The organism is Rhizobium centroccidentale (genome assembly GCF_030182565.1).
GTDB lineage: Bacteria > Pseudomonadota > Alphaproteobacteria > Rhizobiales > Rhizobiaceae > Rhizobium.
Map to the genome: position 1 here is coordinate 22,900 of NZ_JAQJCG010000020.1, position 22,320 is coordinate 45,219.

Annotated in this window: 23 protein-coding genes; 13 read left to right on the forward strand and 10 right to left on the reverse strand. The window is 60.0% G+C overall.

What is annotated here, in order from left to right:
- Positions 1–177 precede the first annotated feature (177 nt).
- From PH562_RS23095 to PH562_RS23120, 6 genes are all read left to right on the forward strand, one after another.
- Positions 178–387, forward strand: a complete 210-nt coding sequence (locus PH562_RS23095; protein WP_285175939.1) for a SlyX family protein — start codon at positions 178–180, stop codon at positions 385–387.
- 121 nt (positions 388–508) lie between these two features.
- Positions 509–1,261 (forward strand): peptide-methionine (S)-S-oxide reductase MsrA, encoded by a 753-nt coding sequence (gene msrA, locus PH562_RS23100; RefSeq protein WP_285175940.1) that lies wholly within the window; start codon positions 509–511, stop codon positions 1,259–1,261.
- 124 nt (positions 1,262–1,385) lie between these two features.
- Positions 1,386–2,309 (forward strand): bestrophin family protein, encoded by a 924-nt coding sequence (locus tag PH562_RS23105; protein WP_285175942.1) that lies wholly within the window; start codon positions 1,386–1,388, stop codon positions 2,307–2,309.
- Positions 2,310–2,374: 65 nt separating this feature from the next.
- Positions 2,375–2,914: a sigma-70 family RNA polymerase sigma factor gene (locus PH562_RS23110; RefSeq protein WP_285175944.1), complete on the forward strand. Its 540-nt coding sequence runs from the start codon at positions 2,375–2,377 to the stop codon at positions 2,912–2,914.
- Positions 2,901–3,671 (forward strand): anti-sigma factor family protein, encoded by a 771-nt coding sequence (locus tag PH562_RS23115; RefSeq protein ID WP_285175946.1) that lies wholly within the window; start codon positions 2,901–2,903, stop codon positions 3,669–3,671. Before PH562_RS23110 ends, PH562_RS23115 begins: the two co-directional genes overlap by 14 nt.
- 22 nt (positions 3,672–3,693) lie before the next feature.
- Positions 3,694–4,410 (forward strand): Bax inhibitor-1/YccA family protein, encoded by a 717-nt coding sequence (locus tag PH562_RS23120; protein ID WP_069615925.1) that lies wholly within the window; start codon positions 3,694–3,696, stop codon positions 4,408–4,410.
- Positions 4,411–4,745: 335 nt separating this feature from the next.
- Here PH562_RS23120 and dgoD read toward each other — a convergent pair whose 3' ends face one another.
- Positions 4,746–5,894: a galactonate dehydratase gene (gene dgoD, locus PH562_RS23125; protein WP_092712672.1), complete on the reverse strand. Its 1,149-nt coding sequence runs from the start codon at positions 5,892–5,894 to the stop codon at positions 4,746–4,748.
- 30 nt (positions 5,895–5,924) lie between these two features.
- Positions 5,925–6,716: a FadR/GntR family transcriptional regulator gene (locus tag PH562_RS23130; RefSeq protein ID WP_285175950.1), complete on the reverse strand. Its 792-nt coding sequence runs from the start codon at positions 6,714–6,716 to the stop codon at positions 5,925–5,927.
- Positions 6,717–7,067: 351 nt separating this feature from the next.
- On the opposite strand from PH562_RS23130, the gene PH562_RS23135 reads away from it, so the two are divergent.
- The 5 genes from PH562_RS23135 (at position 7,068) to PH562_RS23155 (ending at position 13,324) form a co-directional block, all read left to right on the forward strand.
- Positions 7,068–7,499 (forward strand): OsmC family protein, encoded by a 432-nt coding sequence (locus PH562_RS23135; RefSeq protein ID WP_285175951.1) that lies wholly within the window; start codon positions 7,068–7,070, stop codon positions 7,497–7,499.
- 117 nt (positions 7,500–7,616) lie between these two features.
- Positions 7,617–8,096 (forward strand): hypothetical protein, encoded by a 480-nt coding sequence (locus PH562_RS23140; protein ID WP_285175952.1) that lies wholly within the window; start codon positions 7,617–7,619, stop codon positions 8,094–8,096.
- A gap of 229 nt (positions 8,097–8,325) precedes the next feature.
- Entirely contained in the window at positions 8,326–8,934 is a 609-nt protein-coding gene (locus tag PH562_RS23145) for a TetR/AcrR family transcriptional regulator (RefSeq protein ID WP_285175954.1), read from the forward strand.
- Between the two features lie 60 nt (positions 8,935–8,994).
- Complete coding sequence (locus PH562_RS23150; RefSeq protein ID WP_285175956.1) at positions 8,995–10,143, forward strand: efflux RND transporter periplasmic adaptor subunit; 1,149 nt, start codon at positions 8,995–8,997, stop codon at positions 10,141–10,143.
- Positions 10,144–10,165: 22 nt separating this feature from the next.
- Positions 10,166–13,324: an efflux RND transporter permease subunit gene (locus PH562_RS23155; RefSeq protein WP_285175957.1), complete on the forward strand. Its 3,159-nt coding sequence runs from the start codon at positions 10,166–10,168 to the stop codon at positions 13,322–13,324.
- 56 nt (positions 13,325–13,380) lie between these two features.
- Here the strand turns inward: PH562_RS23155 and PH562_RS23160 are convergent, their stop codons facing one another.
- From PH562_RS23160 to PH562_RS23180, 5 genes are all read right to left on the reverse strand, one after another.
- Positions 13,381–14,124 carry a metallophosphoesterase family protein gene (locus PH562_RS23160; RefSeq protein WP_285175958.1) on the reverse strand — a complete coding sequence of 248 codons (744 nt, stop codon included), beginning with the start codon at positions 14,122–14,124 and terminating at the stop codon, positions 13,381–13,383.
- 233 nt (positions 14,125–14,357) lie between these two features.
- Positions 14,358–14,831, reverse strand: a complete 474-nt coding sequence (locus PH562_RS23165; RefSeq protein WP_113230896.1) for a VOC family protein — start codon at positions 14,829–14,831, stop codon at positions 14,358–14,360.
- Positions 14,832–14,937: 106 nt separating this feature from the next.
- Positions 14,938–15,951, reverse strand: a complete 1,014-nt coding sequence (gene pdxA, locus PH562_RS23170; RefSeq protein ID WP_285175967.1) for a 4-hydroxythreonine-4-phosphate dehydrogenase PdxA — start codon at positions 15,949–15,951, stop codon at positions 14,938–14,940.
- Positions 15,948–17,132 carry a four-carbon acid sugar kinase family protein gene (locus PH562_RS23175; RefSeq protein ID WP_285175969.1) on the reverse strand — a complete coding sequence of 395 codons (1,185 nt, stop codon included), beginning with the start codon at positions 17,130–17,132 and terminating at the stop codon, positions 15,948–15,950. Before PH562_RS23175 ends, pdxA begins: the two co-directional genes overlap by 4 nt.
- A 178-nt stretch (positions 17,133–17,310) precedes the next feature.
- Positions 17,311–18,162, reverse strand: coding sequence for an oxidoreductase (locus tag PH562_RS23180; protein ID WP_285175970.1), 852 nt, complete (start codon positions 18,160–18,162; stop codon positions 17,311–17,313).
- 182 nt (positions 18,163–18,344) lie between these two features.
- Between PH562_RS23180 and PH562_RS23185 the strand changes: the two genes are divergently transcribed.
- Positions 18,345–19,223, forward strand: a complete 879-nt coding sequence (locus PH562_RS23185) for an AraC family transcriptional regulator (protein WP_285175972.1) — start codon at positions 18,345–18,347, stop codon at positions 19,221–19,223.
- Positions 19,224–19,341: 118 nt separating this feature from the next.
- Positions 19,342–19,689, forward strand: coding sequence for a CAP-Gly domain-containing protein (locus tag PH562_RS23190; RefSeq protein ID WP_113230891.1), 348 nt, complete (start codon positions 19,342–19,344; stop codon positions 19,687–19,689).
- 34 nt (positions 19,690–19,723) lie between these two features.
- On the opposite strand, the gene PH562_RS23195 is transcribed toward PH562_RS23190, so the two are convergent.
- The 3 genes from PH562_RS23195 to PH562_RS23205 all read right to left on the reverse strand — a co-directional run bounded on the left by PH562_RS23195 (position 19,724) and on the right by PH562_RS23205 (position 22,086).
- Entirely contained in the window at positions 19,724–20,788 is a 1,065-nt protein-coding gene (locus tag PH562_RS23195; RefSeq protein ID WP_285175975.1) for a D-alanine--D-alanine ligase family protein, read from the reverse strand.
- A gap of 127 nt (positions 20,789–20,915) precedes the next feature.
- Positions 20,916–21,746: a hypothetical protein gene (locus PH562_RS23200; RefSeq protein ID WP_285175977.1), complete on the reverse strand. Its 831-nt coding sequence runs from the start codon at positions 21,744–21,746 to the stop codon at positions 20,916–20,918.
- Positions 21,747–21,918: 172 nt separating this feature from the next.
- Positions 21,919–22,086: a hypothetical protein gene (locus tag PH562_RS23205; RefSeq protein WP_285175980.1), complete on the reverse strand. Its 168-nt coding sequence runs from the start codon at positions 22,084–22,086 to the stop codon at positions 21,919–21,921.
- Between the last annotated feature and the right edge of the window lie 234 nt (positions 22,087–22,320).

Consider the following 22,320-nt stretch of genomic DNA (forward strand, 5'->3'; position numbering starts at 1 on the left):
GGCGCGTCTCTGCGCTCTCTTTAGAAGGCTCCCATGTCAGTTAGGTAACGGGTCTTTTCAGCTGTTTTTCAGTTTTGTCACATCACCGTCAAACGACGCTGCAGCTCGCCTCATGCGGAATGGATGGGCTGTACGCGGCGGTATAGGTGCTATAGATCGTTGCGAAAGGGACCAGACATGTCAGACGAACAGAGCCGCATCACCAAACTTGAGGAAACGGTCGCCTACCAGGCCAAGACGATCGAGGAGCTTTCCGATCAGATTGCCGAGCAATGGAAGGTGGTCGAGCAGACCAGGCAGAAGCTGGACCGGCTGACCGAGCGCTTCCTGACGCTGGAGGAGCAGTCGCTCGATGCACCGGCCATTACCAAGCCGCCGCATTACTGAATAAGGCCGCCGCAGCGTTCACGTTTCGGTGTTACACGCCGCCGTATGTAACATTGAGCCTCGCCTTCCCGTATCTCCGTCTGACCGAAGAGTTTAGAATGGCGGTCGAGAGGAGAGTGTCATGAAGACTTCATCGACAGATATGATCCGCATCGGCTCGGCGCGGGTTGCGCGCCTTGCCGGACTCACGGCGGCCGCAGTGCTGGCCGGCGCCATCGCACTGCAATTTGTCGGCCGCGCATCGGCCGAGGATGCGCGTGTCATCCCGCCGCCGAGCGTGGACGAGAAGGCCGGTTCCGCCAGCGCGGAGACAGCGGTGCTTGCCGGCGGCTGCTTTTGGGGCGTTCAGGGCGTCTTCCAGCACGTCAACGGCGTCATCAGCGCGACGGCAGGCTATACCGGCGGCAGCAAGGATGCCGCTCACTATGAACTGGTAAGCACAGGCGATACCGGCCATGCCGAATCCGTGCGCATCGTCTTCGATCCGCACAAGATCAGCTATGGCCATCTGCTGCAGATCTATTTCTCAGTCGCCCATGATCCGACGGAGCTGAACTATCAGGGGCCGGATACCGGCACGCAGTATCGTTCGGCGATTTTCCCGACCAGCCAGTCGCAGGCCGATATCGCCAAGGCCTATATCGAGCAGCTCAATCATGCCAAAGCCTTTGATGCCGCAATCGTCACCAAGATCGAGCCGGCGCGGCAATTCTATGCCGCCGAGGCCTATCATCAGGATTTCCTGACGACGCATCCGACCTATCCCTATATCGTCATCAACGACCTGCCCAAGATCAAGAACCTGCAGCATCTCTTTCCCGGCGATTATCGCGCCGACCCGGTTCTGGTGACGGCAAGCGCCAGTGTGAAATGATGGCCTGCCCTGACCGGCGAGCGATGACCGCCGGTCAGGGCCGCCTTGCAAGAAATGCTCGTTACTCCTGGCTCGTCTGGTGTATTGCTGCGCCGTCAGACATTCATCAAGAGTGCGTTTCGTCATGATCGTCCGCGACCGGCCGAATCTCTTCCAGCTTTTCTTCATCGTCCGCGGGTCGATCATTCGGCGTATCCTGCCGCAGATCATCGCCATCTTTTTGCTATCGGCGCTGATCGTCTGGGGTCATGAGGCTCGGCCGAACCTCATCGTTTCCTTCAACGGGTCAGCGCTTTCGCTGCTCGGCATCGCACTTTCGATCTTCCTCGGCTTCCGTAACAATGCCTGCTACGACCGCTGGTGGGAGGGGCGGCGCGACTGGGGACAGCTCGTCCACCTCGCGCGCAGCTTCGCTCGGCAGACCCTGGTGCTGGAGAGTGCGGGCGAGGCCGGTGTTGAAGCGCGCAAGAACCTGCTGCGCCTGACCATGGCCTTCGCGCAGGCGCTGGTCTGTCTTCTGCGTGAAGGCAGCGACGAGGGCAAGGTGCTGCGCCTGCTGACCGCAAGCGAGGCGGAATTCTATCATGCGGCCCAGAACCGGCCCGACCTTATCCTGCGCCTCATGTCAGCCGATCTCGCGCGGCTGAAAGCATCGGGTGGGATTTCGGATATCCAATATCAGATGCTGGATATCACGATTGGTCAGATGGGTGCGGTGCAGGCGGCTTGCGAGCGGCTGCGCAACACGCCGCTGCCTTTCGGCTATACGCTGCTTTTGCATCGCACGGCCTATCTCTTCTGTTTCCTGCTGCCCTTTGGCTATGTCGATACGCTCGGCTGGGGCTCGCCCTTCGTGACTGCCCTCATCGCCTATACCTTCTTCGGTCTCGATGCGCTGGGCGACGAGCTGGAAGACCCTTTCGGCCATCGCCCCAATGCGCTCGCCATCGGTGCGCTTGCCGATACCATAGAGATCAATCTGCGCGAAGCGCTCGGCGAAACCGACCTGCCGCCGCTGCCGCAGCCCAAGGATTTCCTGCTGATGTAAAAAATCAGCAAAAAATATTCGCCGGGCGATGGAATAGAATCCGGAGTGCTTCCGTATATAGGTGTATGGAACGCAAAGGACGCACATTCGATGTTTTGGGGCAGCTCGGTTCGCTGAGACGTTACGCCCGCTCGCTCGTGCGCAATGCGGACGAGGCCGAGGATCTGGTGCATGACGCGTTGGTCAAGGCCTATGAGCGCAAGGCATCGTTCAGGCGCGACGGCAATCTGCGCACCTGGCTGCTGTCGATCCTCCACAATGTGCATATTGACCGCCTGCGCCAGAAGAAGTCTTTGAACCGCCGTCACGAGGAGGCTGTGGCCGACCTTGAAACAGCGCTGCCGGCATCGCAGGACCATACGGTGCGTTTGAACCAGGTCCGCGAAGCTTTCTTCAGTCTGCCCGAGGAGCAGCGCGAGGCGCTGCATCTCGTGGCGATCGAGGATCTCTCCTATCAGGAGGCGGCATCAGCACTTGGCATTCCTGTCGGCACGCTGATGTCCCGCATTGCCCGGGCTCGCGCGACGCTGCGCAGTTTCGAGGAGACAGCCTCCAAGGTTTCTCATCTCAGGCTTATCGAGGGAGGCGGCAATGAAAATCGTTGATCCGATCATCGATACCGATCTCGATGCCTATGTCGACGGTGAGCTCACTCTCGCACGCCGTGTCGAGGTGGAATCCTATCTCTCGGAGCATCCGGAGATCGCGGCCAAGGTGATGGCTGATATGAGCATCCGCGGCGAGCTGCGCATGGCGCTGGCCGGCGAAGGCCATGTGGTTCGGGCAGAAACGCGTGAGGCCGCGCGGCGGCTGGAGCGCGGGCTGGTCTATGGCCGCATGCTGGGCTCCTTCCAGCGAGTTGCCGCCATTGCGGTGCTGGTGACCACCGGCTGGGTTGCGCATACGTCCTTCGGCGCCTTCACGGCGAGCGAGGTGAGTGCGTCCACGCGGCCGCCGGCCTTCGTCGACGACGCGGTGCGCGCCTACAAGACGACGACTGTGCGCGAGGAGCTCAAGCCGCAATCGGCGGCTGCGAATTACAATCCGGATGAAATCCGCGCATCGACGGCAATCATTTTGCCGCAGCTGCCGGGTGGCTGGCGCGTCACCGATGCGCAAATCTATCCGTCCGAATTCGGTCCGAGCGTCGAAATGATGGTCGATGCCGGCGAAGACGGGCATTTGTCATTGTTTGCCGTTCGTCCGGGCAATTTTGCCGTCCAGGATGTCAGTCACATCAAGCGCGACGATGTCCAGGCTGCCTATTGGCAGATCGGCGAAGTCGCCTATGCGCTGATCGGTAACGGCAAGGCGGGTCAGCTTGACGGCGATGCCGAAAAGCTTGCCCGCAGCCTCTACTAGTTTGGATTAAAGGAGAACGACCATGAACCCGACCAATCCGCGATACGGCTACGGAGCCGCCGCCGGCTCTCAGGCGCTCTTCGACGAGGGGCTGCGCCGGCACATGCTGCGCGTCTACAACTACATGGGTATCGGCCTTGTCGTGACGGGAATCGTCGCGCTGATCGTCGGCACGACGCCGGCGCTCTATGTGCCGATCTTCCAGAGCCCGCTGAAGTGGGTCGTCATGCTGGCGCCGCTCGCCTTCGTGTTCTTCTTCTCGTTCCGCATCCAGTCGATGTCGGCCAGCACGGCGCAGATGATGTTCTGGGCCTTCTGTGCGGTCATGGGCCTGTCGCTGGCCTCGGTCTTCCTGGTCTTCACCGGCACGAGCATCGCGCGCACCTTCTTCATCGCCGCGACCATGTTCGGCGCGACGAGCCTCTACGGCTATACGACCAAGCGTGACCTTTCCAACATCGGCTCGTTCCTGATGATGGGTCTGTTCGGCGTGATCATCGCCAGCATCGTCAATATCTTCCTGGGTTCGAGCGCGCTGCAGTTCGCCATCTCGGTCATCGGTATCGTCGTCTTCGTCGGTCTGACCGCCTGGGATACACAGAACATCAAGGAACAGTATGCCGAAAACTACGATCAGGAATCGCAGCAGAAGCTTGCCGTCTTCGGTGCCCTGTCGCTCTACCTGAACTTCGTCAACATCTTCCAGCTGCTGCTGAACTTCACCGGCGAGCGGGAGTAGTTTGAAATTGCCTGCTTGAGCATGGTCTGAGCTAAAGGGCACTCCACGCCTTTGGTGATCATGCTCCGGTAATGCGTCTCCCTGGGGGCTTGTTGAGACGCATGACGCGCCTGCAGTATCTGCGCCGATACTGCAGGCGCAACTTTTTTGAGGGCGAGCCAACTTGGCTAAGCCGCTCGAAAATCACCTTCGCCGCCAGGCGGCAAAGGGGGAAGGTGCCGGACCAAAAGAGCACTGGTTTAAAGAAGAGGCCCGACAGCGCAGATCTGCTGCTGTCGGGCCTTTACTTATTCGGTCTGAATATCCTCGACCCCCCTCAGGAGAGGGCTAGATTGTTACCATTCGGCGACGCTGCCGTCCTCGTGGCGCCAGACCGGATTGCGCCAGCGATGGCCTTCCTTGGCGCGTTCGATAACATAGGCTTCGTCGACTTCGATGCCGAGCCCGGGACCCTGCGGAATGCTCACGAAGCCGTCGGCATACTGGAACACCTCCTTGTTGGAGATGTAGTCGAGGATGTCGTTGCCCTTGTTGTAGTGGATGCCGAGGCTCTGCTCCTGGATGAAGGCATTGTAGCTGACGGCGTCGACCTGCAGGCAGGCGGCAAGCGCGATCGGGCCGAGCGGGCAATGCGGCGCCAGCGCCACGTCATAGGCCTCGGCCATGGCCGCGATCTTGCGGCACTCAGTGATGCCGCCGGCGTGAGAAAGATCGGGCTGCAGAATGTCGACATAGCCGTCCGACAGGACGGACTTGAAATCCCAGCGCGAATAGAGGCGTTCGCCGAGCGCAATCGGCGTCGAGCAATGATTAGCGATTTCCTTCAGCGCCTCGCGGTTTTCCGATAGAACAGGCTCTTCGATGAAGAGCAGCTTGTAGGGTTCGAGCTCCTTGGCGAGCACCTTGGCCATCGGCCGATGGACTCGGCCATGGAAATCGACGCCGATGCCGATATAGGGACCGATCGCCTCGCGGATGGTGGCGATGGTTTCGACGGCCTTTTCCACCTTGTCATAGGTGTCGACGATCTGCATTTCCTCGCAGCCATTGAGCTTGATCGCCTTGAAGCCGCGGGCAACCACATCCTTGGCGTTGTTGGCGACGTCGGAGGGACGGTCGCCGCCGATCCAGGAATAGACCTTGATCTTGTCGCGCACCTGGCCGCCGAGCAGCGAATGGATCGGCTGTCCGAGGGCCTTGCCCTTGATGTCCCAGAGCGCCTGGTCGATGCCGGCGAGCGCCGACATGTGGACGGCGCCGCCGCGATAGAAGCCGGCGCGGTACATGACGTTCCAGTGATCTTCGATGAGGAAGGGATCCTTGCCGATCAGATAGTCTTCCAGCTCGTGCACGGCTGCCTGCACGGTCAGCGCACGGCCTTCGACCACGGGCTCACCCCAGCCGACGATGCCCTCGTCGGTCTCGATCTTCAGGAACAGCCAGCGCGGGGGAACGATATAGGTCGTCAGCTTGGTGATTTTCATGGGAATGATTCCGTTTGGCTTTGGGTTGTGTCAGCGGCGTGAGACCGCAGATCTCGGGGTTTCGGGATTTGTTTTCCGGCCTTTGTCCAGTCGTTCGACGGCGAGATCGCGGGCGGCAAGATCGAGCATATGGTGAGCGCAGACGCGGGCTGCATCGCGGTCGCGCAGGCGCAGCGCTTCCACGAGTTCGCCATGAACGGCAATCGCCTCGTCACGGCTCTCTGCGGCGACGTTGGAGGCGTGAAGCGCATATTTGAGGCCGGCATGCATGGCACTGGAAAGACGCAGGAACACCTGGTTGTGGCTGGCGCTGAGCAGCAGCTTGTGGAACGTCACGTCGGCCTCGGTAAAGCCTTCCGGATCATTGCCGCTGTCGCGCATCTGCTGCCATGCGCTCTCCAGGTCGGCAATTTCGCGAGCCGTAGCGCGCTCGGCCGCGTATTCTGCGGCCGCGGGTTCTATGGTGCGGCGCGCTTCAAGGATGGAGCCGAGAATATCGAAATCGGCGATATAGGGCCCCATCCATTCCAGCACATCCTGGTCGAGGATGTTCCAGTCGTCCTTGTCGCAGACCATGGTGCCGATGCGCGGCTTGCCGCGCACGAGGCCCTTGGACTCCAGCACCTTGAGGGATTCGCGAATGACCGTGCGGCTGACGCCGTACATTTCGCAGAGATCGTTTTCGCGCGGCAGGGTCGAGCCGGAGGGATAGCGTTCGGCGCAGATGTCTTCCGCGATGGCCGCTGTCACGTTTCTGCGCACGCGCGGACGGCGGCCAGGCTGAGCCGATGAGTCGTGCTCCTGTCTTTCGAGCGATTCCACCCTATCTCCTCCGCACCGTTTCGCATGCTTTCCTGAATACCTTCTCTTTCGACGAGAGGGCTTCCATGCGGGCGATGCCTTACGCGCTTCGCGACTATGCGAATGCGACAATACGGGAATCATCATACATTGGCAATACGCTTGTATGATGATTTAAAAGGCCTCGGTAACGCTATCCGGGAACAATCCCTCGTCCCGTGCTTTTCGAAATCGGCCTCGCTGCTGTTACGGCGTCGTCTTCGACGGATAGAAGGACTATGGTGACGATGCAGGCGGCCAAGCCGCTTGCCGTCGATCATCAACGGGAGGCGGTTCTGCTCCCGAAATTCATTCAACGACAAGGAGGACGACATGCAGATCAATCGCACAGGTTCGGCTCAATGGTCCGGTGGCTTGAAGGACGGCAAGGGTCAGATCTCGACGCAAAGCGGCGCGCTCAATCACTATCCTTACGGTTTTGTCAGCCGCTTCGAAGGTGTTGCCGGCACCAATCCGGAAGAGCTGATCGGCGCGGCGCATGCCGGCTGCTTCACCATGGCCTTGTCGCTAATCCTCAATGAAGCCGGCTTCACTGCCGAAAGCATGGAGACGACGGCCAAGGTAACGCTTGAAAGCGTCGAAGGCGGGTTCGCCATCACCGCCATCCACCTGACGCTGACCTGCAAGGTGCCTGGCGCCGATGAAGCGACCTTCACCGAGCTTGCCAACAAGGCGAAAGCCGGTTGTCCGGTTTCCAAGGCGCTTGCCTCCGTTCCGATATCGCTGGAAGTTCACGCCGCTTAAGCCGTCTGTCGGCCGTTCGCGTCGCGCTGGCTGGCGCGGCGCGTTTCGTATATATTCCGCATTCGGGGCATTGGGCTGTCATTTCCATCGGAATGCAATGCTCACTTGGAGGGGCGAATGTCTGGAATTCTCTTGATTCACGTCGTCATCAGCTTGATCGCCATCATCAGCGGCATCGTGGTAGCCTACGGCTTTCTCACTGCCGACCGTCATAACCGCTCGACGCTCGTCTATATGCTGACGACGGCTCTCACCAGCTTGACGGGTTTTCTGTTCCCGTTTCACGGCGTCACGCCGGCGATCATCGTCGGCATCATCTGTCTGCTGATCTTCATTCCGACGGCGCTGGCGCGTTACACATTTCACCTTGCCGGCATATGGCGTGCCGTCTTCGTGGTCGGCGCGCTCGTGCTGTTGTTCTTCAACTGTCTGGTGCTCATCATTCAATCGTTCCAGAAGATACCTGCGCTCAATGCGCTGGCGCCCACCGGGAACGAACCGCCGATTCTCGCCGCCCAGGTGGCACTTTTGGTGGTGATTGTGTTCGTCGGCTTTTTCAGCCTTCGCCGTTTTCATCCGACGCTTATGAGCGCCTGAGTAGCCGACTTTCGCTGCTGCGACAAAATACCGGACACTTTCGCTGCGTTCCGCCAGGAGCGTTGTCGATGATTTAACTCTTGTTTCAAGTAGTTCGGCGCATCCTCGGTTTATTCAATAGCATCTAAAAGCCGCCCAAGTTGTGGCCGGCTTCATTGACATCGGCGCTCTGATGGTTTACGAGTGACGAAAATTAAAAATCGTCACTCGTAAACCATCAGGCCTGCTCATGCTCGATCTTTCCGACGTTAGCGCCGATCCTGCCCGCCAGGAAAACATCACGCGCATCCTCGACGCCGCCGAAAAGCTGTTTCGCCACTATGGCTACAGCAAGACGAACGTCGCCGATATCGCCCGAGATCTCGGCATGTCGACGGCAAATATCTACCGGTTTTTCGGTTCCAAGACGGAAATCCATCAGGCTATCTGTGGGCGCATGCTCGGCCAGAGCTACCAGATGGCCCTCGCCATCCGCAATCAGCCCATCAGTGCCACCGATAGGCTGCGGGCTTATCTCATGGCCCAATATAGGATGACCCTGGAGGCCATGCTCGACGAGCAGAAGGTTCACGAGATGGTCATTGTCGCCATAGAGCGGGACTGGCATGTCATCGAAAAACATATCGAACGTAGCCAGGATCTGGTCGCCGAGATCATCGCCGAGGGGATTGCCGCTGGCGAGTTCGCCGAACAGGATCCGGGTATTGCAGCCAAGTGCTTCGGTGCGGCGACCGTCGATCTCTGTCATCCGCAAATGGTGGCGCAGTGCCTTGGCAAGACATACCAGGCCAAGCCCGAGGATATCATCGAATTCGTCATCAGGGCTTTGAAGAAATAGCAATGCACGCACCGGATGGCCGGCGTGTTCCCACTTTTTGTTCGATTTCAGGAGAGCGACATGGTTTCGCTAACGACCAACACCTTACGGACCATTGCTGGTGCGGCTCTCTTTGCCGCTTTCGGGCTTGGCCTCTCGGGCTGCAATGAGAAGAAGGAAGAGACGGCGGAGGTGGTCCGGCCGGTCAAGGTCGTCGAAATCGCCGAGGCAGACACGACGCGCAAGCTTGATTACTCCGGCGCCGTCCGTGCGCGGACGGAGATGAATCTTGGTTTTCGCGTCAATGGCAAGATCGTCGAGCGCAAGGTAGATATCGGCCAGAGAGTAAAGCCCGGCGATGTGATCGCCCGTATGGACGCGACCGATTATATTCTTGCCGTGCGCCGTTCGCAGGCCGATCTGGATGCGGCCGAAAAGCAGGTGCAGACGACCGAGCTTGCCCGCACGCGTGCTCAGACGCTCTTCGACAAAAACGTCACCTCCAAGTCGCAGCTCGAGCAGGCGGAGCTTTCCTATGAGCAGGCCGTCTCGACCCGGGATTCTGCTGTCTCGGCTCTGACCGAAGCCAAGAACCAAGTCGCCTATGCCGACCTGACCTCCGACATGAACGGTATCGTGACCGCAATCAATGCCGATGTCGGCCAGGTGGTCAGTTCCGGCACACCTGTCATCACCGTTGCCGTCGATGGCGAGAAGGAAGTGCAGGTCGCTGTCCCGGAAATGGACATCGCCCAGTTCAAAGTCGGCAAGGACGTCAAGGCGCGCTTCTGGTCCGACGCGGCCCTCGTGCTCAATGGAAAGGTGCGGGAAGTCTCCGGAAGCGCCGATCAGTCGCGCACCTTCGCGGTGCGTGTAAGCGTGCCGAACGATCCGCGCGTTCTCCTTGGCATGACTGCAACGATCGAGGCGCTTGCCGACAATACGCAGCCTTTTGTTTCCATTCCGCTGAGCGCGCTCGCGCAGAGGGATGGGCAGCAGATCGTCTGGCTGGTCGATCGCAGTGCCGGCACCGTCCATTCCCGCGCCATCAAGGTCGCGGACTTTTCCGATGACGGCGTGCGCGTGGCCGATGGCCTCAAGACCGGCGATGTCGTCGTTGCAGCCGGCACTCAGTTCATGAGCGAAAACATGAAGGTCAAGCTTTCTGGTGCCACAACCCAGCAAGCCTCCGCTGAAACCAAAGCCGCCTCGGCGGATATCGTACGCTGATCCGGATCGAAGGGACGACACCATGTCCATCAACAGCACCTCCGGCGAGAGGAAGCGCTTCAACCTGTCGCGCTGGGCGATCGCTCATCCCAGCATCGCTCGTTTTCTGTTCGGGCTAATCATCATCGCCGGCGCGCTCGGCCTGACCCATATGGGTCAGAAGGAAGATCCGGATTTCACCTTCCGCGTCATGGTCGTGCAGACCGTCTGGCCCGGCGCCTCGCTGCAGGACATGGAAGACCAGGTGGTCAACAAGATCGAGCGCAAGCTGCAGGAAACGCCGCATCTCGATTGGGTCAAATCCTATACCCGCGCCGGCTTTGCAATCACCACCATCCAGATCAAGGGCGATACCAATACCGCCGAGGTGAAGGACGCCTTCTACCAGATCCGCAAGAAAGTGGGCGATATCGGCAACGAACTGCCGTCCGGCCTGCTCGGCCCCTATTTCAACGATGAATTCGGCGATACCTTCATCACGCTGCATTCGATCAGCGGCGACGGCTATACCTATCCGGAGCTGAAGAAATTCGCCATCCAGGCCCGCGACATGCTGCTTTCGACGCCCGGTGTCGAGAAGGCGACCATCATCGGTGACCAGGCGGAGCAGATCTATATCGATGTCTCCTCCAAGGTTCTGGCCGAGCGTGGGCTAACGCTCACCGACTTGAAGAACGCCATTATCGGCCAGAACAACGTCGATCCGGCCGGTAATGTCGATACCAGCACCCGCTCTGTGCGCATCTCGGTCGAGGGTGACGTCAACAAGATCGAGGATATCAAGAACCTGCGGCTCAACGCCGGCGGCCAGGTAACCCGTCTCGGCGATATCGCTACCGTCACCGCCGGGCTGCAAGACCCTTATACCGCCAAGTTCCTCTTCAACGGCCATCCGAGCGTGCAGCTCGGCGTCGTCATGGCTCCGGGCTTCAAGGTGACCGATGTCGGCAAATCGGTTGAGGAAACCTACAAGCGATTCGAGGCCTCGCTGCCGATCGGCGTTCAGGTCGATCAGATCGCCAACCAGCCTGATGTCGTCACCGACGCAATCAGCGAATTCATGCATGCGCTGGGCGAAGCTCTCGTCATCGTGCTGATCGTCTCGTTCCTGTCGATCGGCTGGCGTTCCGGCCTCGTGATCGCCATCGCCATTCCGCTGGTGCTGGCCGCGACCTTCGCCATCATGTATGAGTTCGGCATCGACCTGCAGCGGATTTCGCTCGGCGCCCTCATCATCGCGCTCGGCCTGCTTGTTGATGACGCTATGATTGTGGTCGAGCTCATGGAGCGTAAGCTGGAAGAGGGGCTCGTAAAGCTCGATGCTGCCAGCTTCGCCTATTCCTCCACCGCCTTCCCGATGCTGACTGGCACGCTGATCACCACCGCCGGCTTCATCCCGGTGGGCTTTGCGGCATCGACAGCAGGCGAATATGTCCGCACGCTGTTTTACGTCGTCGGCATCGCGCTTGTGGTCTCTTGGTTCGTGGCCGTCTATTTCACGCCATGGCTCGGCTACATGATCCTCAAACAGCGGCATCATGCCGGTGAGCATCATGATGTGTTCGACACGCGATTCTATCGCCGTCTGCACTCTTCCGTCGCCTGGGCCGTACGCCACCGCGTCATCGTTCTGCTGCTGACGCTTGCCGCCTTCGTCGGCAGCCTCTGGTCCTTCCAGTTCATTCCGCAGAACTTCTTCCCGCAGTCGTCGCGCCCGGAAATCCTTGTGGACTTGTGGCTGCCTGAAGGCACCAGCATCAAGGAAGTCGAGCGGCAGGCACAGGCCCTCGAGGCACGCATGGCCGATGACCCCGACAAGCGTTTCATCGCCACCTATGTCGGCCAGGGCGCGCCGCGCTTCTTCCTGCCGCTCGATCAGCAGCTGACGAACCCGAACTATGCTCAGATGCTGGTTATGGCCAAGGACGAGCCGGCCCGCGAGCGGCTGATCACCAAGATGCGCGGCATCCTGGCGGCAGATTTCCCGTCCGTCCGCGGCAAGGTCGACCGCCTGTTCCTCGGTCCGCCCACCGGCTGGCCCGTGCAGCTGCGCGTCATGGGGCCTGACCGGCAGGAGGTTCGCCGTATTGCCGACGAGGTGAAGCAGCGCTTTACCCAAAACCCGCTGCTCGGCGCCATCCATGACGACTGGCTCGAGCCGGTGCCGGCCATGAAGCTGGTGATCGATCAGGACCGTGCCCGCGCTCTCGGCGTCACCTCTCAGCGCATCCGCCAGATGCTGCAGGCCTCGATGTCCGGCGTCACCCTCGACAATTATCGTGAAGGCGAGGAAACCGTCGGGATCGTTGCTCGCGAGCCGGAGGAAAGCCGTCATCTGCTGACCTCGGTAAACTCGGTCTATATTCCGACAGACTCCGGTGGGTTTGTGCCGCTATCGCAGGTTGCCAAGATCGTGCCTGTCATGGAACAGAGCATCGAATGGCGCCGTGACCGTCTGCCGACCATCAGCGTACGGGCAACCTTGCCCGACAATGTGCAGTCGAACGATGTGACGGCCAAGCTCTACAACGACATGGCTGATCTGAGGAGCAGCCTGCCGGCTGGCTACAAGATCGAGATCCAGGGCGGCGCCGAGGACAGTGCCGAAAGCCAAGCCTCGATCGCCGCCAAGGCGCCGATCATGCTCGTCATCATCGTCGTGCTGCTGATGGCGCAGCTGCAGCACTTCGGCAAGGCGATGCTGGTGCTGGCGACCGGCCCGCTCGGCATCATCGGTGCGGCGGGCGCCCTCCTGATCAGCGGTGCACCCTTTGGCTTCGTCGCGATCCTCGGCGTTATCGCTCTGCTCGGCATCATCATCCGCAACTCGATCATCCTCGTCGACCAGATCGACCAGGATATCGCGGCGGGCATGGACCGGAAGGAAGCGATCATCGGTTCTGCCGTGCGTCGTTTCCGGCCGATCATGCTAACCGCGCTGACGGCCGTGCTGGCGCTGATCCCGATCTCGCGCGGTGTCTTCTGGGGGCCGCTCGCCTACGCCATGATGGGCGGCATTCTGGTTGCGACCGTGCTGACGATCTTCGTGCTGCCAGCCGGCTACGCCCTGTTCTTCGGCCGCGATCCGAAGAACAAGTCGGCCGAGCCGCCGGCCAAGGAGCAGGCCGACGAAGAGGAGCAGAATACGATCCAGCTGCCGCCGGCCGTGGCGGCGGAGTAAAAGGTCTGAAAGAAACAAATATCCCGGCTTCGAGCCGGGATATTTGTTTGAACCGCTCAGATCGGCAGCAGGATCGTCTGTTTACCTTCGGCGATCTTGAGGATCGACAGCGTTCCGCCCATGGAAACGGCCGTATCGATACCGATGCGACTGAGACCAAAAACGGGATGCGAAGCCGGCGTGTGGCCGTGGACCACCAGCAGCGGCAATTGCGGTCCGCCCGACAGGAACGGCTCGCGAATCCACATCAGATCTTCATCCGTCTGCTCACTGAGAGGGAGGCCGGGTATGATGCCGGCATGAACGAAGAGTATCGAGCCGAAAGTAACAGCTGCAGCCAGCGAACGCAGCAGGTCGACATGCGCTGCCGGCATCGCCTTAAGCGTCATGTTGCGCAACTCCTCGACGCTATAGCCCAGGTCGAAAAGCATGTGTCTGGCATCGATGCCGTAGGATGCGAGCGTCGGCAAGGCACCGAACTCCAGCCAATGGATGTTGGTATCGGGATCGTCCAGAAAACGCAGGAAGACGTCGTCATGATTGCCGCAAAGCGCATAGCGATCGAAGCCTTCGGGCGGCAGTGCGCTGAGATGCGCCAGGACATCGCTGGAACGTGGGCCGCGATCGACATAATCGCCGAGATACATCAGCAGTTTTCGGCCGGGAAGGCTGCGGGCATCCGCTGTGATGCGCCCTTCGGCCTCTACCATCTCATCATAGCAGCCATGGATGTCGCTTAAGGCGTAGATCGCGGTGTAATCACGTCCAGTGAGGTCGATGCGGTCTCGTCGATGCTGCATGAAATCGACCCGTTTCCTGCCGGGTCGTGCCTGAACGCCCGCGGCAGTCCAATTGCTTGACATGGTATCGAGAAACCCGCCTTCGGCGGGCCTATATGGACGGTATTCCAAGCGTCGATCCGCCGCAAGTCTTACGAGCGCAGGCATTGGTCTGAACCGTTGAATTTTCAGAAAGATTCAGCATTATCTTTGGGAGGTAGCGCCTTATGCAACCTGCCGAATGATTATGATGCTTAACCGCGATAGGCGGCTTCGAGCCCGGCAATGTCGAGCTTGACCATGCCCATCCAGGCTCGCATGACGCGGGCAGCCTTTACCGGATCCGGATCGGCGATATACTTGCGGAGCACCGTCGGCACGACCTGCCAGTAGACACCGTAGCGATCCGTCACCCAACCGCAATGCACCGGCGTGCCGCCATCGACGAGACCGTCCCAAAGGCGGTCGACCTCAGCCTGGTCGGCGCAATCCACCTCCAGCGAGATCGCATGATTATATTCGATGCGGTCGCCGCCGTTCAGTGCCATGAAGCGCTGGCCGGCGAGCGTGAAAGTAACGACCAGAACTTCATCGGGCTTGCCGGAGGGCATGTCGACAATGTTCTTCTGCACGTGATCGATCCGGGAATCGGGGAAGAGCGACACATAGAAATTCGCAGCTTCCTCGGCTTCCCGCGCAAACCACAGGCATGGGGCAATCTTGGACATTGGGTGCTCCTCTCTCGTTGAATACCCTAAGGACGAAAGGGGAGCGGCAAGGCCGACAGGGTTACGAAAATTCTTCGACAATCATGAGCAGGCTGAAACAAAAATGTTAACCGCTCGCCAGCCTTTCGGCGAATTCGATCGCCTCGATCAGGCTGCGTTCATTGGCGATGCCCTTGCCGGCGATATCAAAGGCGGTGCCGTGATCGACCGAGGTGCGCACGATCGGCAGGCCCAGCGTAATGTTGACGCCGGAAAGATCCATCCATTTGCCGGTCGCGGGATCGATTTCGAAGCCGAGCAATTTCACAGGGATATGGCCCTGATCGTGATACATGGCGATGGCGGCGTCATACTGGCCGGCGCGCAGCTTGACGAAGACGGTGTCGCCGGGGACGGGGCCGACGATATCAAGCCCATCGGACACCGCCTTGGCGATGGTTGGCGCGGAGATATCGATATCCTGCCGGCCGAAGAGACCGCCTTCGCCGGCATGCGGATTGAGCGCCGCCACCGCGATCTTCGGGCTGGTTATTCCGAGGTTTTTGAGAGCCTTGTGCGTGAGGTCGATGACGAGCCGCAGCCGCTCGGGCGTCAGCCGCTTCGGCACATCCTCCAGCGCGACATGGGTGGTGACGTGGCTGACGCGCATATTGCCATGGGCGAGCATCATGACAGAGCCGCGCGCGCCGGTCAGTTCCGCCAACAGCTCGGTATGGCCGGCATAGTGGAAGCCGGCCTTGTTCAGCGCTTCCTTGTTGAGCGGCGCCGTGACGATGCCGCCGACCTTGCCTGACATGGCGAGTTGAACGCCCTTTTCGATCGCCTTGAACGCCATGCGTCCACCGTCTGCAGAAAGCCGGCCCGGCAGGATCGGTTCGCCCTCGGCATCGGCCTGGATGAAGCAGAGGTTCGGCCAGTCGCCCTCCATCTCAGCTTCCGGGATTGCGATGTCGAGGCCAAGCTGCTGCTCGGCAAGCCGCAGGGCCGGGCCGCTGCCGATGATGGTTAGCTTCAGCTTACCATCATCGAGTCGGCCTTTGAGACGAGCAGCGGCCTTGACGATGATTTCTGGGCCGATGCCAGCGGGATCGCCCATGGTGATCGCCAGATGCTGCGTCATGGTTCTTCTCCTCCGGCAATAAGCCCGTTTTCACTCAAGAGGTCGCGCCACAGGGTCGGGCCGCCGAATGCGCCTGATTTTGAGATGACTGTCGTGCCTTCCCAGGGGCCGCCGACGATCGTCGAGCGGGGCAGGCCGGGTGCTGCCTGGCCGGTGATGCTAAGAGCTGTCACATCGAGCGCCGAACAGAGATTGCGCAGGGTCTCGCCACCGGCCACGATCAACGTCCCAGGGGCTGGCAATGCCCTAGCCATGCCCCTGAAAGTCGCCGCGATGCGCTTTGCAGCGTCGTCGCGCTCAAGTCCCGTCGGCAGGTCGAGGCTCACCATGACTACGCCGCTTTGCTGGATTTGATGATGGATGGCGTCGGCATTGGCCTCTTCCGCAAGCTTCAGCCAATTGGGGCCGCAGGCCTGGAGCTGCGCCAGCGTGATCGGCTGGTCGGAGCCGAACAGGCCGAGCACCGGTCTTTGCAGCTTGCGCGAGATGGGGACCGATAGTGTCGGGTGGCGTTCGCCTTTATCCTTTTTGGTGCGGGGCAGATGATGAGTCGCCAGCTCGATATTACGCGCCAGAGCGCGGGCAAGACCGCCGGTGCCGCTCCAGAGGACCGGCTCCTTCAGCTCAGATGAGACCCATGCGATGATGGCATCGAGATCGTCATCCGTATGCACATCGAAAACATGGATGCCATCCGGAATGGGCTTGCCTTCGAGCCCATCGAGTGGCGTGTTGAAGGCCGGCAAACCCTCGGCGCGCAAATGCGCTGCGATATCGCCGCTGACATCGCGCCAGGCGTCCTTGCCGGCATAAAGCACCTGCCGTCCGCCGCGTGTGTGCCGCCCGTGATGCGGAAAGGCCGGCGCGAGGATGCAATGGCGCCAGTGGCCGAGCCGGAAGCAGGCAGCAAGCTCCACCGCCCAGGGGCCGCGAAACAGGCTGTCCACCTTCTTGAAGGCGAGATCGGCGCCCTCCAGCAGCGGCGCGATGCTGCCGACGATCACCTCTGCTTCGGTCGCCGTCTTCTCGCGAGTGCCGCTGTCGATCGCGAGACAATCCGGCAGGGTTGCGGAAAGCGCATCGCTGCGCTCCACCGCGATTGGCCCGTAGACACCTACGAATTCGACGGCGGTATCGAGCGCGCCGGTCAAGTCGTCGGCGATGAGGCGGAGGGTGGGCATGAACTCAACGAGCCTTGCGGGTATGGAATATGGAAGCAAGGCCTTACGGCTGCTTGAACGAAGCGCAATTTTCAGCCTTCCATGGGCCTTGTCAACGCTTGCTTTGTCATCGTTTCATTGATCGGGACGGCGACATTCGTCGTGTTCTCGCAGGCGCGGTGCTCACGCCTGCGAGATGTCAGTCCTTCCGCAAGTCAGGAAAGTCGGCGCTCAGCGTCACATCTTTCCAGGCATCGAAATTCGCTTTCAGCGCTTCGAGACGCTTGTAGGCGATATCAAGTGCTGCGGCACCCAGCAGCAATCGAAGCGGCGGCACCTCGGCTTCGACCGCCTTTATGATGGCGGCCGCTGCACGTGAGGGATCGCCGGGCTGGTTGCCGGAGGAGGCCTTCGTGGATTGGCGACGCTTTCCGGCGGTGTCGTCGTAGTCCTCTATCCGGATCGGGGACTCGACCATCGAGGGTCCGGCCCAATTGGTACGAAATGCTCCGGGCTCGACGATCGTCACCTTCAAGCCGAGTGGTGCAACCTCGTAGGACAGGGATTCCGAGATCGCTTCCACGGCAAACTTCGTCGCGTGGTAATAGCCTGTCGCGGCGAATGCGACGAGGCCGCCCAGCGACGAGATATTGACGATATGGCCCTTTCCGCAGGCGCGCATGCCGGGCAATATTTCCTTGGTGACATTGATGAGGCCGAACAGATTCGTTTCAAACTGTTTGCGTATGCCTTCATCGTCGCCTTCCTCGATGGCTGCGAGATAGCCATAGCCGGCATTGTTGACGAGCACGTCGATCCGGCCGAAAGCGGCGATGGAATCGGCCACGGCTGTGCGGATCGTGGAGACGTCGGTAACATCGAGGCGGAGTGCCAGAGCGCGTCCTTCGTGCTCGGCGACTAGGGCCTCCAGCTGCTCGGGCCGCCTTGCCGTCACGACCGCCCGCCAACCGCGCTCGAGTACGGATTTCGCAAGCTCAAATCCGAGGCCCGTGGACGATCCGGTGATAAACCATACGGGTGTGTCGCTCATGTTCTGCTCTCTTGTTTGCATGTTTTGGCAGCCTTCTGTCGAAGGATCGCCTTGAGCAAATCTAGGAGCGACTGATATCCAAGCGTTAGGGCAGAAGGACCAGAGTTTCATACGATCCTTCCAATTTTGCCTGTTGGCGATATCATGGACGGAAAACGCCGCCATCATCGAAAGCCGGATTTATGGAACCGTCGACGCAGCTGCGAGAGCTGATCAGCCGTCACTCTGCCGTTCAGAAGCAGACGACCGAGGTGCAGGGGCTGACGCTTTATAGGGTCGATCAGCCGACGCTGCCGACGGACGCCGTCTACAGCCCGAGACTGTGCATGGTGTTGCAGGGGAAGAAGACGATCCGGCTCGCAGAGCGCGTTTTCAGCGTCGATTCCTCGCAATATTTCATCGCGACGGTCAATCTGCCGGTGTCTGCGCGGATCGAGCAGGCCGATCCTGCCAGTCCGCACCTGGCGCTCTCCTTCGAACTGGAGAGGGAGGAAATCGCAAAGCTTCTTGCGGAAGCTCCGGTTGCCCACGCGGCGGATCCTCGCGATCACACCGGAATTGCGGTGTCGCAGCAGACGCCGGAGATTGTGAGCGCCGCATTGCGCCTTGTCTCCTGCCTGGATGCGCCTGACGATATCGAGATGATGGCAAAGCTTGCCAAGCTTGAACTTTACTACCGACTGCTGCGCGGCGAGCTCGGGCCGATGCTGCGGCAGCTTGCCACGTATGGAACGAATCTGGCGCAGATTGGCCGCGTCACCGACTGGATCAAGGGCCATTTCGCGGAAGCCATGAGCATCGGCAAGCTGGCTGATATGGCGGGAATGAGCCCCACATCGCTGCATCGGCATTTCAAGGCCGTGACATTGATGACGCCATTGCAATATCGAGCACTCATCCGGCTGCAGGAAGCGCGTCGCCGGCTGCTTCTTCGCGAGGGCAATGCACGAGAGATCGGATTCGAGGTCGGCTATGACAGCCAGACGCAGTTCACGCGGGAATACCGCAAATTGTTCGGTCGACCGCCGGCGACGGACGCGGCTTTTCTCAGCTGTAGATGAGCTTGACTTGCCAAATGATTTGCTCTGGAGAGTGAAGCGCACCGGATTTGCCGATATCTGGCCATGTTCCTGCCGTAGCGGCAGGGGCCATCATATTCGTCGCTTCAAGGAGGGCAGGGTGAGCTACGATTTCCATGTGGGCCAGAAGGTCGTCTGCATCGATGACAAATTCAAGCATGTCAGCATCGATCAGCTGATCCGCAAGGGGACGATCTACACCATCCGTTGGGTTGGCGAATATACGCATTATGTCGACGGCACCTTCATCGGCGTGAAGCTGGAGGAGATCCATCGCGGCAATGATGACGGGCCGGAAGGCTATGGCGCCGCCGATATGCCCTATCGCGCCAGCCGATTCCGCCCGCTGGTGAAGGACAAGATCGCCTCGCTCAGAAAGCTGCTCGCGCCGACGCCGGATGCGCCTGTCGAGCCGAAGGTGAAGACCAAGAAGAAGGAAAAGGTCTGACGGCGGCGGCATCGAAGCCAACCGCCCCTTTGGATTACCCCTGTCGCGCCCGCGCCAGCCCGTGCTCGATCAGCCGGCTGATAAGCTCCGGATAGGAAATGCCCGAGGCATCCATGGCCTTGGGATACATGCTGATATTAGTGAAGCCGGGCATGGTGTTGATCTCGTTGATGACGGCGCTGCCATCCGGCCGCAGAAAGAAATCGACGCGCGCCAGCCCTTCGCATCCGAGCGCGCGAAAACCGTCCGCGGCCATGCGCTTCAGCGCCTTTGCGGCCTCGGCCGGAATATCCGCCGGCACGGTGACGACTGCGCCGTTCTGGTCGAGATATTTCGCCTCGTAGGAATAGAAGCCGTGGGTCGCCGATGTCGCGATCTCGCCCGGTAGGGAGACGAAGAGCGTACCATCCGGTTGCTCTAGCACGGCGTATTCGATCTCGCGGGCACGCACGAATTCTTCTACTAGCACCTTGCGGTCATGCCGGAAGGCCTCGGCAAGCGCTGTCTCGAAGGCTGCAGCATCCTGCGCCTTGCTGACCCCGACCGACGAGCCCTGGCGCGTGGGTTTGACGAAGATGGGCGAGCCGAGGGTGGCGGCGATCTCATCGAAATCGGGCTTGTCGCCACGCGTCAGCGTTAGGGAGCGCGCCACGGGCAGGCCGGCCTCGCGCAGCAGACGCTTTGCCATGTCCTTGTCGATCGCATTGGCTGAACCCAGAATGCCGCAGCCGACGAGGGGCAGGCCGACGATCTGGGCGAGACCCTGAATGGAGCCATCCTCGCCGTTCAGCCCATGCAGCACCGGAAACAGCACATCGACCGCAGGCAGTTCGCGCGCACTAGTTCCTTCCAGCGCCAGCAGCCGTCCCTTGCCGCCCGGAACCAGGCAGACTTGCCGGCCCTCATAGGCAATCGGCTCCGGCAGCGCGCCGCCCTTTTCCTCGACCAGCAGCCAGCGCCCGCCGCGATCGATCAGGATCGGCACGATCTCATATCTGCTGCCATCGATCGCCTTGACGACATTGCGGGCCGACATGACGGAAACCTCATGCTCGCTGGACTGACCGCCAAACAGAACGGCAACGCGTAGTTTCGACATTGAGGCTTTTCTCCCGGGCCAAGACGGATGTGATGGGAGAAGGGTTTAAACGGGAGATTGCAGCGGAATTGGGGAGGGGGTGAAGCGTGCTGTCACAAGAACAGATTTGTATGTGTCGAAGGCGGCTTCATGTCAGGGCGCGCAGCTCCCCATCTGCATTGTCCAATTTGGGGAAAGGCAGAGCTTGATCGAAGATCGGCCACAATTCGTTGAGGAGGATTTTCGTTGCTCCATCGAAGTGGTTTAGACCAAGCGGCACCGGGACGTGCAGAATGAAATCGATACCTTCAAGGTCGCCACAGAAGGTCGCCTCGATCGGATTGAGATTATCGTACATCAGCACGATGCCGACGTTTCGCGGTTGGTAGTTCCCCGCCAACTCGACGAGATCGATCTGCATGTGTGCGTAGGTGTCGATATAGTCCTTTGCGAGCACTATGGGATCCTGTCCAAGTCGCGCACCCTGCCAGCGGCTTTCCAGTGTCGTCCGTTCGATGCGGGCGAACAGGTCCGGCCGAAAGCCGGTTTGGGGATTGATCGCGAAAGAGAGGATCGTGGCGTTGCTGCTGCTTTGCTCAAGCCGTTGATCCAGCAGCAACCCCATTCTGATCGCCGCGTATCCGCCGGCGCTGGAGCCGATCAGTTTGATCGCCGTGATATCATGCTCGACGATGTAACGCGTGAGGATGTCGAGGATGCGGTCCTGATGCTCAAGATACCAGGAGCCCTTCTCTTCCACGAACCAGATGGCATGCGCATCGTAGCGGATGACTTTTCGATAATTCTGGAACCGTGTTCCGAACGGCCTGCCGGGCTGTTTGCCGGGGCGATTCTCCGCACCATAGGAATTGAAGTAGACGATCAGATTATTGGAGCGATTTTGCCGGACAACCGAAAGCAGTTCTCCTTTTTGCGGTGCCGTCGTCTCAAAAATCGCTCGAAGTCCTCCGTTAATCATGATCGACTTCTATCCTCGGCCACAACGAATCTGATTGGTGTATTATGGCGCAAACGCCAAGTTCAGGTAACGAGCAATTTTACGCTTGAGCGCAAGGGATTAAGGGGTTTTCGAAGGAAAACTGGTGCTGCTGGAGATTTGAACTCTTGGCTTCTCCCTTGCCAAGGCAGTGTTACCCTTCCAGCGCCATCAGCCAGTGCCCGGTGCGATCGATCAGGATCGGCACGATCTCATATCTTGCGCCATCGATCGCCTTGACGACATTGCGGTCTGACATGACGGAAACCTCATGCTCGGTGGACTGATCGCCAAACAGAACGGCGACGCGTAGTTTCGACATTGAGGCTTTTCTCCCGAGCCAGGATGGATGTGATGGGAGAAGGGTTTAAACGGGGGATTGCAGCGGAATTGGGGTGGAGTGGGGATGGCGTCGAAGACGCTAACATCGGTTATGTGATAACGAGCAGCATCCTTATCCATAGACCCATAAGCCAATTGAGTCCCAGCGGGTGACGCAGAAATTAAGAGAGCTCGAATAGGGTTTGGTAGGCGCCGAAGTCCGCAAACGCTTGTA